This window comes from Methanosarcina siciliae T4/M (assembly GCF_000970085.1).
In the GTDB taxonomy this organism is placed as follows: Archaea; Halobacteriota; Methanosarcinia; order Methanosarcinales; family Methanosarcinaceae; genus Methanosarcina; species Methanosarcina siciliae.
Window position 1 is genome coordinate 4170438 of sequence record NZ_CP009506.1, and the last position, 13226, is coordinate 4183663.

A 13226-nucleotide genomic window follows, 5' to 3' on the forward strand; every position below is an offset into this window, starting at 1 on the left:
CTCCCCTCGCTGATTTAGTTTACAGGGTGGTTTAACATACTGGAAGCCGTTTAGAATTTTATGTACCTATTACTTTGAAAAACGACGTATAAATAAATAAGGCGTTTTATTCATCATTAGATATAATTTAAAGTTCTGCAAGCGCTCCCACCAGCTTTTCCTTTTTTAAGAAATATATGTAAACTAATGTTTTCCTGAGACTATTTTTTCGTTTTTCAAGGGCCATCGTGTGTTTTTTACGGGAAATTTAAAATGCATATCGGGAGGGATAGTTTTATAAGTAAATAATCTCTTTGTATAGCTGATGAGCTAGTCCGGGTAGTCCGGCGTTACCTGTAACCCGAAATCGCCGATATGCGGGGGACGAAGCCGATGGAAGATGCGTCAAAGGGATTCCAGCCTGGGATCTCAACTGAGAAACCCCGTCCTGCTTGGATGATGCAGGTATGTGGACTTGCTGGAAAACAGGTTCTCATACCCTAACTGCGGAAACCGGTCGAGGCCCGGAAGGGAGCAGACTCACCGCGGGCAACCGTCGCTTGCGGGGTCGCGGGGTGGAGAAGAGGTTCTAGTCTACTGAAGTCCCCCAGATACAACGACCTGCGGTGTGCTCATCACTAAGCACATAAATTAATATTTTTCAAGAGCCTTGTATTATATTGCATTATGGTAACTGTAATTTTTCGGGAAGAACAATTTATTTGAAGGATTCTCTCCGGAAAAAGTTAAATATATGAAATGCATTTTAGGGGGCGCGTTTCTAAAGTTCGGAATGACGAGATAGCCAAGCCCGGTATGGCGTGGGATTGCTAATCCCATGATGCCCTGCATCGCGGGGGTTCGAGTCCCCCTCTCGTCGCTCCTTTTTTACAAGATTTTAATACTTTGTACATTATTTTTTTGAGCTGTATTTTTCTCAACCATCTTCATGTAAATTTTAAATAAGATCTTGCCTTATACCCTGTAAATAAAAATTCACTATATATCCTATCTTATCAACTCAGAATTCAGTGCTATTAAGTTAATTTTACAGAAATGGATTGAGTTAAAATAATGAAACGGATATCATCAGGAATACCTGAACTTGACGAAAGGATCGGTGGGGGATACCTGGCGGGCAGGGTTCTTCTCATAACCGGAGATACAGGAACTGGCAAGACCACTTTTACCATTCATTTTCTGCACAGAGCATGCCTTGAGGGTAAGAAATGTATCCTGGTCGCAACCGAAGAACTTCCAGAAGATATATTGGTCTCATCAGAAATGATGGGACTTGGGCTTACTAAATATTATGAAAAAGGCCAGCTCACAATTGAGCGGTCTTTTCAGAACCGTTCCGAGAAGGTCCAGACCTCAAAATTCGGATTTACTCCCGAAGGTCTGGAAATAGATCTACCCACACTTTCGGATTATGTACCCGAAGGAACCGATGTTGCGGTGATTGACAATATCGGTGTTTTTACCCTGAGGCTTTCCATTCAGGATTTCAGGAACCAGTTTGATGCCCTGAACTTTATCCTCAGCACCAGAGGAGACTGCACGGCAATGTTTGTCATGGACGATATCGCATGCAAGATGACCCATAACCTTGCCGAGTATTCGGCAAGTGGCTCTCTCCGACTTATGGTAGACGAAAATCCCTACACAGGGAATATTGAACGCTACATAAGAATTCCTAAAATGAGAAGGACATGCCTCAGTCTGAATCCGATAAGATTTGAAATTACTTCATCAGGGATAAAACTCCTTTGAAAAGCTGCATTCCTACAAGTTTAAGGTTTTTTCCTTTTCCCTTCTTCGCCCAACACATTCATTTCTTCACTTCCCACTAAATCAACTCTCAGTTTCCCTATTTTCATTTCTTTTCTCCTCTTCTGGTTTCCTTTTTTAGAACATCAATTTTTGTTTTTTCAAAACGCAAAATATAGAATATTTTTTAAATTATAAATGAAAAAAATATAAAAATAATAAGTACTCAATAAAATTTTTTAATGAAAAAATTAATACTGTTGAAATGCGTTCTTATTTGTAAATGAAATTGAATATCCGATATATTACTTTTGTATACCGAAAAAAGGTGAAAAAAACCTTAAAATAAGTACACAAAATAATTAAGATGAGCAACAAATAATATTGAAAAGTTATCAATTCTTATTCAATAAATATAGATAATAATTAATAAATTAGTTCATACTGTGGAAATTTTGTAAGGGGACAAGCCTTGGGGGGCAAACATCTATGGTTTCCAAAAATGAGAAATCTCCAGATAACTCAAAAAAACCAGACAATGGTATGCAGAAAAGGGGGGAAGAAGAGGTTATGGCAGGAAAGTCCAGTCTTCTACAGGTACCTGTCAAAAGGGCTTCTGACGAAGATAATCCGAATCTAGCTGATACTGACAGCCTTCAGAAGGAGAACAACAAAAGGAATACAAAGAACATTATCCTGGAAGTTTCAGGAATTCAAAGAACTCCACAAAAACGGAAATATCCTTATTGGGTGAAGCACAGTGCAGGGAGAGAAAATACAGAAAAAGAGAATACTGATCTTACTGACATGAAAATAAAGATTGAAACCCTAAAAACCAAACCTGTACTTGAAACGGTTCAATTTAATAGTTTTCCTCCGGAAACTCAGAAAATCATAGATCCGGAAACAACATATCTGGAAAAAAATTCCGATCCTGAAAAGAAACTTTCCGGTTCTTCTCAAGTTGCTCTTGAACCGAAATCCCCGGTTTCTCCAGAAACTGCGCCTGAGAAGAAAGTCGAACTTATTCCTGAAACCAAAAAAAAAGGAATTTTTCCTCCTGAAATCAGACCTCAAGCCCAAAAAATGAAAATTAAGAAAAAGTCCAGATTCCTTGGGAAAATGAAGGATCTGACTCGCGACATAGCCGGTATCAAGGAAAGTGAAAAATTAAGTGACAAGCTTAAAGAATTCTTTGACGAAGTAAAAACCCCTGAAGGAGCAAAAAAGAAATTTGCAGAGGTCGTCCAGAGCCTGAAAGATGAAGAGCTCAGGGTTCTTCCTCCATATGATCCTGTAACCTGCGGCCCGCTCCTTGAGTATGAAATTCCTTCAGGGTTTACTGAAATCGAACGCTACTGGGTAGAGGAACCTTACGCCTTTATAAGCATAATTGAAAACCTGGAAATGAAATACTATTATGTCGTTGAGCCCACTCTCAGCACCTATGAAAAAGCCGTTCTTGAGAGAGTAAGGGACAACCTGGAAGATATGCTTACCCAGGATGATATGATATCCGGACAGGATAAAGACGTAATTCTCATTAACAGAGGCATGAGGCTTCTGGATCAGTATTACAGCACTCTGGAAGTTTCCTCGATCCACAAGATAATGTATTTCCTCAGGAGAAATTTCATCGGGTACGAAAGGATAAATGCGCTCATTAGGGACCCGAATATTGAAGATATTTCCTGTTCGGGAATTGAAATCCCTATCTACCTCTACCACATGAAGCACAACAACATCGTGACCAACATCCTTTTTGGGGAAAAGGAAGTGGACTCTCTGGTTGTCAAACTTTGCCAGAGGAGTGGCAAGCATATATCCATAGGAGAACCGATTGTAGATGCAACTCTTCCGGACGGCTCAAGAATTCAGGCAACCCTTGGAAAAGAGGTCACAACAAGGGGCAGTTCCTTCACCATCCGTAAATTCAATGGGGACCCCATAACCCCTATTGACCTTATCAGGTATGGAACATGCAGTATCGAGATGATGGCTTACTACTGGATTGCCATTGAAAACAACATCAGTGTACTTTTCGCAGGAGGTACCGCTTCGGGAAAAACCTCCCTTATGAACGCAATTTCTCTCTTAATCCCGAGACTTTCAAAGGTAGTGTCCATTGAAGATACCAGAGAGATTATGCTCCACCATGAAAACTGGATCGCAGGCGCAACCAGAAAATCATTTACAGTAGGTGGGACCGGAGAGGTATCCATGTACGAACTCCTGAAAGCCGCCCTCAGGCAGCGTCCGGAATATATTCTTGTAGGCGAGGTCCGGGGTAAAGAGGCCCTGACCCTTTTCCAGGCAATGTCAACAGGGCACACCACCTATTCAACAATGCATGCAAGCGACGTGCAGACCGTGATTAACAGGCTTGAAAACGAACCAATCAATGTCCCGCACGTGATGATGCAGGCCCTTGGAGTCATCTGTATTCAGATGCAGACCTATGTCAATGAGACCAGGGTAAGAAGGACCAAAACAATTGTGGAGATCACAGGCCTTGATGCAAGGTCAGGAAGTCTCAGGATCAATGAACTTTACCGCTGGGAGCCGGTGCATGATAACTTTAAACGTGCAGGGGATTCCTATGTGCTCAATGAGATCATGAAAGCAAGGGGATGGAACCCTGATAAGCTCTTTATTGAGTTTAAAAACAGGGAACAGATCCTTGCCTACCTGACAGCAAAACAGATCCGTGACTACGTGAGTGTCTCTCTGATAGTGCATATGTATGCCACAAACCCGCAGCTTGTAATGGAAGCAGTTGGAAACGATACCTTGCAGGATATGGTAATGCACCATAGTTAAGGGATATCCATGAACGCTATAAATACCCTGGCATTCAGGATCTTCGGAGAAAAAATCCTTGAGAACGAAGACAGATATGCCCTGTTCAGGATAAAGCTTCGCCAGTCTCATATTCCCCTGCCTGTGGAACAGTATGTCTCAACCGCAATTTTATACTCCCTGTTTGCTGGGATATTCGGCGGGCTTGCAGGTTTACTGATCGGAAAGCAGCTCTTCAAAGGTATCACCCCGGAAAGTATTGCTTCAACGTTTGGTATCTCGAGCAGGGAAACAAGGGTAATTGAGGCTCCTGCATATATTGAAGCTAATCTTCCCTTCATCCTTACAATCGTAGGCGGACTCATTTTCTTCTCGATGATTGCTGCCTTTACCTACGGGCTTATTATGGCATACCCTCCCATGAAGGCAGATAGCAGGAAGCGGGCTATCAATGCAACAATGCCCCATGCAACAGCTTTTCTCTATGTGCTGCAGAGGGGCGGGGGTATGACTATCTTTGAGATCATGAAATCGCTTTCGAAACATTCTCACCTCTACGGGGCTGCTTCGCATGAATTCGGAAACATCATAAGGGATATAGAATATTTCGGAAAAGACCTTCAGGACGCCCTATGGGATGCAGCCGACAGGACACCTTCCGAACAGTTCAAAGACCTTGTAGACGGCCTGATTTCAATAGCCTCCAGCGGAGGAAACATTACCCTTTACCTGAAAAATAAGACTGACCTCTATAAATCCAATGCCAATAAGGAACACAAGCGTTTCCTTGATACCCTCGGGCTCCTGGCAGAGGTTTATATTACGGTATTCGTTGTAGGCCCCCTCTTCCTTATGGTCATCCTGGTGGTAATGAACATGGTTGACAACGGAGGAGTGACCAACCTCTATATCCTTGTATACGGGGCAATTCCCTTCGGGACAACGATCTTCCTGATCTTTCTGGACATGCTTACAGGAGACGTGGAAAAGATGCCTGAGGAGAAAGTCTCCAGAATTAAGCCTGATTCTTTCAGCGATGTCAGGGTAAAGCCATGGACGGAAGAGGATGAGGAACTGCTCCAGAAGATGGCGTTTTACGAAAAGGTGAACAGGGTCAAAAATGTGATCTTGCACCCGATAAGGGCTATGCTTGACAGGCCGGTATACGCTTTTGCAATAAGCACTCCAATCGCCCTCGGGTACTTTGTTTATGCTTTCCTGGAACACATGCCATATGAGGGAGGATTTGTTGAAACCGCATCTACCCTTGATGACTATATCTTTGTAACCCTGCTTGTCCTTTTCATTCCTTACATGATCTTCCACGAACTCGAAGTTCGGAAAACCAGGCAGATTGAGGATCAGGTACCGGAATTTCTTAAAAGGCTTGCAAGTATCAACGGGACAGGGATTCTGCTTACCGATGCTATTGCCATTACAGCCCAGTCAAATATGGGCAGATTGAAATCCGAAATCAAATGCACGGTTGCAGATATCCGCTGGAACTCAAACCTCGTGGAAGCCCTGAAACGTTTTGAAGCCAGGGTCCGGACCAACATGACCCGGCGCAGCCTGACCCTTATAGCCAAGGCAAGCGAATCAACAGGCGACATCCATCAGGTCATCAGCACGGTTGCGGATGACGCAGACATTGAGAAAAACCTCAAAAAGGAACGTTCTGCAGAGATGTTCATTTACGTCTTCATCATCTTCGTGACTTTCTGCGTCTTCCTGGTCATAGTATACGTGCTTGCAGCCTTCTTCCTCCCTGCACTTGACGGTTCCAGCAACCCGGCAATGTCCATGGGAGGCTTTGACCTGAAAGAGTACACCCTCCTCTTCTTCCACGCAGCTCTCCTCCAGGGTTTTGGCTCCGGGATGGTTGCAGGAAAAATGGGTTCGGGGAGTATATCTTCCGGGCTCAAGCACTCACTTGCAATGATGACAGTATCCTATGTGCTGTTCATCGTGTTTATCTGAATTCGGGATTTTGGGCACCCTTCAAGAGCTTCTGTCCTCCGGGTTTAAAAAACCCGGAATTCCCTTTGATCCACTTTCTTTTTAAAGATAAACACCCAATTTTGAGGAAGATGGCACAAAACACAGCAACTAAGAAAATGCTCCTTTCCGGGCTCATCCTTGCAGTTATCTTTTCTTCCTTTTATGTTCTGGACTTCAAGGCAGCGCAGAGTGAGACACAGACAAATTCAAGGGTAAGTGCCTGTTCCTCGGGAAACCCCGGGATTGACTTTCCGGACAGGATCTACCTCTACGTCGAAGGAGACGATTCCATCTCGAAATCCCTCAGGGAGAGCCTCGAAGCGGAATTGGAAAAAGCAGGCATGGAGGTGTCAGTAGCCGATGCAGTTGAGGAAAAGTATGACTCTCAAGCCCTCCTTGTGAATGTAAGTAAAGACGGGCTTTACACACCTGTTTACGCCTCTTCGGACCTGAATATCCTGTTCTTCTATACCTATACGGGAGAAGGCACAAAATATTTCGAACAATTCAAAGAAGGAAATGTAACGGTTGTCTTTGAAAACACAGGTTCCGGGGAAGGAGATAAACTGATACGCGGGGATATGGAACTGCAGGACTCTACAAAAGGACCTGTATCTTTAAAAGCGTACAGGAAACACCTGGCTGAAGAAGCTGCAAGGAAAATAGTAGAGCAGCTTCAGCAGCAAATAAGCATTTCTCCTTAAGCCCTTTTTTCAGGCAAGTTATAGGTAATTATCAGGGCATTTACTTCAGCAGTTTGCTCCAGATGTTCATGTCCTCAAATCCCTTTCCTATCCTGCAGTTGTTCACAAGCCGGCCTGTGCAAGTATAGCCAAGAGAAGCAAAGGAGGAATTGATGCCGGGAGAAGAAGCTCGGCAGAGGGTATAGGAGCCCAGGAAGTTTCTTTCTGAAAGTTCTTCTTCCAGAGCTTTGATAAGCTCTTTCATCAACCCCTTTCCCCTTTCGGAAAGAACTGTCAGGCAGTCGGTGATTTCAGCACTCGCGTTATCGGGGTCCATTTCTGCTGAGGCAAGGCTCACGATTTCCCCGCGCTTTTCCACAAGGAGGTAAAGGACATTGGAATCCATGGTTTCGAGCAGGTAGCTTTCCATGTGCAGGGGAGCCGGATATAATTGAAATCCCTGCCTGTAAAGGGCTGCCATTGCAGAAGCATCCGCCTGGACTGCAGGCCTGAGTATATATCCTTCCGGAAGGCAAATTTTTTCTTTTTGTTGCTTCCAGCTTTCCATTTTCCGAGAACCTCCCTTTTTTTGCCGCCTTTTCCCGGTTTCTCGTTTCTTTCTCAGGCAATTTTTGAGGATTTGGTCTTCTTTTTCCCTCTGGAAGGAAATCCCCCTGGGGATTTCCGGGTAACTTGAGAAAATATGGCAGTCCTTTCCGGAGTAATACCCCCCGATTATCCCTTCCTCTACATATCCGCAAGTACGGACCTCATTTCCTTTTTTTGGGAGTGTGTATACGATTATTTTTCCCATCTCCTCGGCTTCGGCAAGAGCTTCAAGGTTTCCGGAGAGTGCTTCAAAAAGTCCGGTAAACTCCATGACTTTTATCCTTTTATTATAGTAATCAATTACAAGTTCAGCCCCTGCCCCTGGCATCTTAAGCTCTGCTTTTTCCCAGTAACCCGGAAGTTCTTCATGAATCTCGAGCGTTAAGGGAACGTTTTTTTTCGTAGCGACCCCTCCTTAGTTTTTAAACACATTTTTTGCTTCCAGAACTGTTTTTCCGAAATATTTCCTTTCAGAAACGCTGTTTTCTTTCAAGGCCTTCCGGTTCAAGGGCGATTATATCATTTTCCTCATCGTAGAGTTTTGCAAGACCGGTATCACTTTTAAGCCCGGGGTGCTTATCACAGATGGAACATTTCTGCTGGCACACCGCGGAGTATTCTGCTGGTTCAGGGTACATGCAGATAACCCCTTCATAATTCCTGAGGGTCACTCCGGTATCCGAACTTGAAAGCAAGTAATTTGGACCGACAGGAATTTTGCCTCCCCCTCCCGGGGCGTCAACAACAAAGGTGGGGACTGCAAGCCCGGAGGTATGCCCCCTGAGCATTTCTATGATCTCTATTCCCCTTGAAACCGAAGTCCTGAAATGTTCCAGCCCGAAGGAAAGGTCGCACTGGTAGAGATAGTAAGGCCTGGTCTTTATTCTCAGGAGTTCGTGGCAGAGTTTTTTGATTATGACCGGGCAGTCATTTACCCCTCTGAGAAGTACGGACTGGTTCCCCAGAGGAATCCCCGCACGGGCAAGCATACCCATTGCCTTTTTAGCTTCGGGAGTAATCTCTTTTGGATGGTTGAAGTGGGTATTTAGCCAGACCGAAGGGTATTTCCCAAGGATTTCACACAGTTCCGGGGTTATGCGCTGGGGCAGGGTGACCGGCACTCTTGAGCCTATCCTTACGATTTCCACATGTGGGATATCAAAAAGTTCTCCCAGGAGCCAGTCAAGCCTCTCGTCGGAAACAAGCAGGGCATCTCCCCCCGAAAGCAGGACATCCCTTATTTCAGAGTGTTCCCTGATGTACTCGATTCCCTCCCGGATTGTTTTTTCCGAATAATCATATTCCCTGTTGCCGACCCTGCGCTTGCGAGTGCAATGTCTGCAGTACATCCCGCATCGGTTTGAAATAAGGAAAAGCACCCTGTCCGGGTACCTGTGAGTTATGCAACTCCCTTCTGATGGCGAATCAAGGTCTTCACAGAGAGGGTCTTCAAGTTCCCAGGAAGATTTTTGAAGTTCGGCTGAGAGAGGCACGGCCTGCATCCGGATGGGACAGTTCGGGTCTCCCGGATCAATAAGAGAAGCATAGTAAGGAGATATTGCCATTGGAAAAACCTCAAGTGCTTTCTTAATATCCGCCTTTTCCGGGTCCGAAAGCGGGATCAGTTTTTCGAGTTCTTCGACAGTGGTGATTCTGTTTCTATACTGCCATTTCCAGTCTGAAAATTCTATTTCGCCTGCGTTAAAGCAGGTTTTAATTTTGGATTTCACGGTTAAACCTCAGTGAAAGCTGGAAGAAAAATCAAGGGACGGATGTCCAAAATATAGTACATGGAATCTTGTTCAGGAAATTAAATCCAGTCTTTTCCAGCTTATTTAAAGAAAATGCGTCTTTAATTGGTAAATGTTAAGATTTAATTAATCTATTAAATACTTTTTTGCCAAAAGAAGCTTCAACGTTTTTTATTTTCTGAAAATAATTCATAAAAATCTCTCCTTATTCAAGAGAATTTCTAATTTTGTCCTTTCCTATCCTTTTATCTTCTGCCAAAACTACAATTCTTCTGGCATTCCCAATTCGACCCCCTCTGAAGGGGATATATATATTTATAAAGGAAAAAAAGCAATTACTTCTGTTATTAGCAGTTATGTAGAACGAAAAATGCTTTATGGGATAAATAAAGGTTATAAGCTAATTTTAATCCCCGATTATTGAGTATCCCAAGTTATAGGAGAGAAAAGAAGAGTTTAATGTCCCAAAAATCCATTTTTATCCTTATTTTTCGAATATGTCTCGAATGAAGTCTGTCATTGCCAGAGTGTCCCATTATCGGGGCATCCCATTGCCGAAGTGTCCCCACTTTACGCCAATGAAATTTATATTAATTGAGAAGTCAATCTACAATTGATGGAATCACTGCTTTTGAGGGACCTCCTGATTATTTTCGGGCTTTCGATCCCTGTAGTCTTTGCATTTTCCAGACTGAGGATTGCCCCACTGGTGGGCTTTTTACTTGCGGGCATCCTTGTCGGGCCTTTTGGGCTCGGGCTGATTCAGGAGAGCGGGGAAATCGAACTGCTGGCTGAGATAGGGGTCGTACTCCTGCTTTTTACCATAGGGATAGAGTTTTCCCTGCGCGACCTCCTGCAGCTCAGGCGAATCGTGCTCCTTGGAGGCGGGCTTCAGCTGTTAATCACCACTCTTGCTGTTGCTTTTGTTTTCGTCCTGCTGGGAAGTTCCAGGGAAACTTCTATTTTCCTGGGGGCACTGGTGGCACTAAGCAGCACGGCAATTGTCCTTAAGATCCTTCAGGAAAAAGGAGAAATCTACAGTGCCCATGGAAGAACTTCACTGGGAATCCTTATTTTTCAGGACGTGGCTGCAGTGGTAATTATACTCCTGACCCCTCTTCTGGCAGGGGTTTCGGGAGAAGAAACCGGCTTTTTCAAACTTATCCTGCAAGCCCTGGGACTTGTCCTGCTTACCCTTCTCAGCGCCAGGTATGTTGTTCCTTTTATTATGTACCATGTGGCACGGACCCGCAACAGTGAACTTTTTCTCCTGAGTGTGGTGGTAATAGGACTCTCCGTTGCCTGGCTGACTTCCATGGCAGGGCTCTCCCTCGCTCTCGGAGCTTTCCTGGCAGGGCTGATTATTTCCGAGTCCGAGTATTCCACCCAGGCCCTTGGAAACGTGATTCCCTTCAGGGATATGTTCATGAGCATCTTTTTTATCTCCATAGGGATGCTGCTTGACCTGGACATCCTGAGACAACACTTATTCCTGATCCTGGCTGCCACTTTTGCGGTGCTGCTTTTCAAGGCTTTTGTAAATGCACTGAGCACCTTCCTTATCGGTTTCCCCCTGAATACGATGATCCTGGTGGGCTTTTCCCTTTCCCAGGTAGGAGAATTTTCCCTGATACTTGCCGGAGTAGGTTTTGCTAACGGACTCCTTACCATAGAAATCTACCAGGAGTTTCTGGACGTGGCAGTGCTTTCCATGGTGCTTACCCCTTTCATCATGGGCATGGCTCCCCAGGCTGCGGCTTTCGCTCAGGAACTTCCGCTTCCCACGGTGCTGAAATCCGGCTGGTATGAAGGATTTTTAGAGTACAACAGGGAAAGGGGGCTTGAAAACCACCTGGTTATAATAGGTTATGGAGTCAACGGGAGAAACGTTGCGACCGCTGCCCGTGCAGCTTTGATTCCATACCGCATAATCGACATCAACCCGGACACCGTAAGGAAGGAAAAGTCAAAAGGAGAGCCTATTATGTACGGGGACGCGGCCCAGAAAGCCGTACTGGAACACGCAGACATCAAAGCTGCAAAATCAGTTGTTGTAACTGCAGGCGACCCTGTAAGTGCACAGAGAGTCATTGAAGCGGCAAGGAGACTGAACCCGGGAATCCATATTATTGCAAGAACACACTTCCTGAGTGAACTCGACCGGTTTTACGCACTCGGTGCGGATGAGGTCATCTCGGACGAGTTTGAAAGCTCAATTGAACTCTTTTCCCGGGTGCTCCACAGGTACATGGTCCCTTTCAGCGAGATTGAAACCATGGGAGAACAGCTTCGGGCCAACCACTACAGAATACTTCGCAGCCCTGAAATACGCCGGAAAAGTCTCTGTGAACTTTCCCTTGACTTTTCCGACGTAGACATCCGGAGCATAAGAGTAGGAAAACACTCAGGAGCTGCGGAACAAACCCTCGGGAATCTTAACATTCGCAAGAAGTACGGAGTTTCTGTCCTTGCAATTTCCAGAAACCATAAGTTAATCTATGACCTGGGAGCTGAAACCGAGCTAAAGTCCGATGATATTCTGCTCGTAATAAGCCCTCTGGAAAGGCTTGAGGAACTGAGAGAACTTTTTGAGGAGAAAGAGTGAGAAGGTTCTTTTTCTCACAAATACTTAAACTCTCTGTATAATAATGTATTCCGGTATCTCCCTGTATTCGGTATTAATCCATTTTCCATTGTTAATTCTGTACTCCTGTATAATGGAGCACCTGTATAATAGCAAAAAATCAATTATGTTTATAAAACAGGAAGTGTAACTCCAGAAGTGTTACCAATTTGCAGGAATCTGCTTACCAATATGGATCTGTTTGCTAATTTTACATCAAACAAACGTATTACTGCAGAAAATCAGAATGAGTACAATGACAGTAATACAAAATGCAATTTCAGTATATCTTAGAAATTTATCTGCCACAGTTATAATAAGGAGACGATCTTATATAAATTATTTTCATAGTATGGATAAATACCCAGGAAAAAAACACAAAAATAGTATTCAAGGACTGCTAAATGATTTAAACTTTCAATTTGTTACACTTGAAACTTTAATTTTAAAAAATTTTTTATTTTCTTTGTATTCAGATACATATAAATAATGTATCAACTATTTTACATAATGTAAAATAAACGTTACATATTGTAGATAAGAATTGATAATATGCCGTTAAAATTTGACTTTGATATGAGCGGAATTAAGGAATAATCACGAAAAATGTATGAAGAGTTGTTCAGATGAAACGAAAACAATTTAGAATAATTTCTCTCCTGATCACAATGATCATGGGGGCTGTAGTAGGTTTTTCGGTTTCCATAGGAAATCCGGTGCTTACAGCAGGTGTCGTGCTTGCGGGTATGGCCGCCATGTATAATCTGAAGAGCAGACTTGAAGGCGTGGTCGAAGATGAAAGGATTTATCAGATAAGCCAGAAAGCTTCGCGCATAACTCTCCAGATAATGGCGCTGGGGCTTGCCCTCGGAGGCACGGTCCTTATAGCTATGAGAAAGGCCTACCCGGGATACACGGACCTCGGTTTCTTCATGGCATACGCCAGTTGCGGGATTCTTGTGCTTTACTCCCTGTTTTACAGATACTACAACAAGGAATCCGGGGGCTGAG

General features: G+C 44.0%; 8 protein-coding genes, 1 tRNA gene and 1 other RNA gene. 8 read left to right on the forward strand and 2 right to left on the reverse strand.

The genetic code is table 11. From position 1 onward, the window contains the following. Positions 1-302: 302 nt before the first annotated feature. From ffs to MSSIT_RS17495, 6 genes are all read left to right on the forward strand, one after another. Positions 303-617: signal recognition particle sRNA (ffs, locus tag MSSIT_RS22600), an RNA gene on the forward strand. Positions 618-774: 157 nt separating this feature from the next. Next, a tRNA-Ser gene (locus MSSIT_RS17475) sits at positions 775-859 on the forward strand. Positions 860-1053: 194 nt separating this feature from the next. Further along, complete coding sequence (locus tag MSSIT_RS17480; RefSeq protein ID WP_048173783.1) at positions 1054-1752, forward strand: RAD55 family ATPase; 699 nt, start codon at positions 1054-1056, stop codon at positions 1750-1752. A gap of 486 nt (positions 1753-2238) precedes the next feature. After that, complete coding sequence (locus MSSIT_RS17485; RefSeq protein WP_231589957.1) at positions 2239-4569, forward strand: type II/IV secretion system ATPase subunit; 2331 nt, start codon at positions 2239-2241, stop codon at positions 4567-4569. Between the two features lie 9 nt (positions 4570-4578). Continuing rightward, positions 4579-6528, forward strand: a complete 1950-nt coding sequence (locus MSSIT_RS17490; protein WP_048173784.1) for a type II secretion system F family protein — start codon at positions 4579-4581, stop codon at positions 6526-6528. Positions 6529-6638: 110 nt separating this feature from the next. Then, positions 6639-7253 (forward strand): hypothetical protein, encoded by a 615-nt coding sequence (locus MSSIT_RS17495; RefSeq protein ID WP_048175037.1) that lies wholly within the window; start codon positions 6639-6641, stop codon positions 7251-7253. Positions 7254-7293: 40 nt separating this feature from the next. Here MSSIT_RS17495 and ablB read toward each other — a convergent pair whose 3' ends face one another. After that, entirely contained in the window at positions 7294-8169 is an 876-nt protein-coding gene (gene ablB, locus MSSIT_RS17500; protein ID WP_048173785.1) for a putative beta-lysine N-acetyltransferase, read from the reverse strand. A 142-nt stretch (positions 8170-8311) separates the two neighbouring features. Further along, positions 8312-9571, reverse strand: a complete 1260-nt coding sequence (gene kamA / locus MSSIT_RS17505; protein ID WP_048173786.1) for a lysine 2,3-aminomutase — start codon at positions 9569-9571, stop codon at positions 8312-8314. A 637-nt stretch (positions 9572-10208) separates the two neighbouring features. Here kamA and MSSIT_RS17510 point away from each other — a divergent pair. Together MSSIT_RS17510 and MSSIT_RS17515 are read left to right on the forward strand one after the other, a co-directional pair. Next, positions 10209-12197 carry a cation:proton antiporter gene (locus MSSIT_RS17510; RefSeq protein WP_048173787.1) on the forward strand — a complete coding sequence of 663 codons (1989 nt, stop codon included), beginning with the start codon at positions 10209-10211 and terminating at the stop codon, positions 12195-12197. 644 nt (positions 12198-12841) lie between these two features. Next, positions 12842-13225, forward strand: coding sequence for a DUF2178 domain-containing protein (locus tag MSSIT_RS17515; protein WP_048173788.1), 384 nt, complete (start codon positions 12842-12844; stop codon positions 13223-13225). The last annotated feature ends 1 nt before the right edge of the window (position 13226 follow it).

Bases quoted from the DNA above. Each gene is read 5' to 3' on its own strand.
- MSSIT_RS17480 (WP_048173783.1), top strand. From the start codon at position 1,054: ATGAAACGGATATCATCAGGAATACCTGAACTTGACGAAAGGATCGGT.
- MSSIT_RS17485 (WP_231589957.1), top strand. From the start codon at position 2,239: ATGGTTTCCAAAAATGAGAAATCTCCAGATAACTCAAAAAAACCAGAC.
- MSSIT_RS17490 (WP_048173784.1), top strand. From the start codon at position 4,579: ATGAACGCTATAAATACCCTGGCATTCAGGATCTTCGGAGAAAAAATC.
- MSSIT_RS17495 (WP_048175037.1), top strand. From the start codon at position 6,639: ATGGCACAAAACACAGCAACTAAGAAAATGCTCCTTTCCGGGCTCATC.
- ablB (WP_048173785.1), bottom strand. From the start codon at position 8,169: ATGCCAGGGGCAGGGGCTGAACTTGTAATTGATTACTATAATAAAAGG.
- MSSIT_RS17510 (WP_048173787.1), top strand. From the start codon at position 10,209: ATGGAATCACTGCTTTTGAGGGACCTCCTGATTATTTTCGGGCTTTCG.
- MSSIT_RS17515 (WP_048173788.1), top strand. From the start codon at position 12,842: ATGAAACGAAAACAATTTAGAATAATTTCTCTCCTGATCACAATGATC.